Origin of the sequence: Pseudomonas sp. NBRC 111127 (genome assembly GCF_001320345.1) — a bacterium.
Taxonomy (GTDB): Bacteria; Pseudomonadota; Gammaproteobacteria; order Pseudomonadales; family Pseudomonadaceae; genus Aquipseudomonas; species Aquipseudomonas juntendi.
Genome location: NZ_BCBD01000321.1, coordinates 1 through 1,353, shown reverse-complemented (window position 1 = coordinate 1,353; position 1,353 = coordinate 1). Strand labels below are relative to the sequence as shown.

General features: G+C 62.5%; 1 protein-coding gene and 1 pseudogene. Both read right to left on the bottom strand.

Going from position 1 to position 1,353, the window contains the following annotated elements; translation table 11 throughout:
• Positions 1 to 274 (bottom strand): annotated as a pseudogene (locus APH30_RS27205) (two-component sensor histidine kinase); the annotation flags it as partial.
• A gap of 6 nt (positions 275 to 280) precedes the next feature.
• Complete coding sequence (locus tag APH30_RS27200) at positions 281 to 982, bottom strand: response regulator transcription factor (protein WP_054914253.1); 702 nt, start codon at positions 980 to 982, stop codon at positions 281 to 283.
• Between the last annotated feature and the right edge of the window lie 371 nt (positions 983 to 1,353).

The window sequence follows — 1,353 nt, the reverse complement described above, 5'->3', positions numbered from 1 at the left end:
CCTGGTCGCTCAGGCCCGCCTGGTCCATGGGCAACAGCCGCAGTTGCAGCGGTGCGAAATCACCGGCCAGCTCCTGCGCTACCGCTGGCCACTGCTCGCGCGGCGCCTGGCGGAACTGGCGCACGACCATCGACTGCACACCCTTGGCCTGATCCAGGTTGTAGGCCATGAACCGATCATGGAACAGGCCGACGATACTGTCGGGGATAAGCAGCAGCGCACCGGCATAGGCAATGATGATCACCAGGTACAGCCGCACCAGGATCTTGAGCATGGCCGGTCAGCACTCCCACTCGACGCGGCTGAACAGATAGCCCTTGCCCCATACGGTCTTGATCTTGCGCGCTTCACCGGCGTTGTCGTCGAACTTGCGCCGCAGCTTGGAAATGGCCACGTCCACCGAGCGGTCGGTGCCATTGAATTCGATGCCCCGCAGTTGCTGCAGGATGCGGTCGCGGTTCAGCACTTCGCCGGCGTTGCGCGCCAGCACCACCAACAGGTTGTACTCGCCGCTGGACAACTCCACTTCGTCGCCGCGCCAGCTGACCGTGCGTTCGGCCAGGTCGATGCGCAGGCCGCCGATCACGATCAGGTCGTGGTCCAGCCGTGGCTCGTTGACACTGCTGCGGCGCAGCAAGGTACGCACCCGCGCCAGCAGCACACGGGGCTCGCAGGGTTTGCTCACATAGTCGTCGGCGCCCATTTCCAGGCCCAGTACCTGGTCGTGGCTGTCGTCACGGGCGGTCAGCATCAGGATCGGCAAGCCTTGCGATTCCTGGCGCAACAGGCGGCAGACCTGCAGGCCATCGAGGCCCGGCAGCATCAGGTCGAGAATGACCAGATCGGGCTTTTGCCGGCGGTACTCGTCCAGCACATGATCGCCGCGGGCGATCACCTGCACATGAAAGTCGTTGCGTTGCAGGTAGCTGGCGATCACCTCGGACAGGGCACTGTCGTCTTCGACCAGGAGAATATTCGGCATAGGTGCTTGGGAATCTAGGTTGTGTTGGACCTTGCCGGCCTCTTCGCGGGCTTGCCCGCTCCCACAGGTACAGCACAGATTTCAGATACCGTGCGGTCCTTGTGGGAGCGGGCAAGCCCGCGAAGAGGCCGGCGCAGGAATACTCAGGATATAGAACACTGCAACACCACAGGCTTGTTCTTTACATTTTTTCACACTCGCCCTACAGGTATTAACAGCCGCCCAGCAATGCCTGCCGTAGCATATACCCGGTCATCATCGGAAGATCCGCATGCCTACTACCCTCTCCCTTCGCCTGCGCCCAGTGGCGCTTCTGGCGTTTCTGAGCCTGTCCCTGGCCGGCTGCGGCAACAGCGCCGAGCAAGACGAAC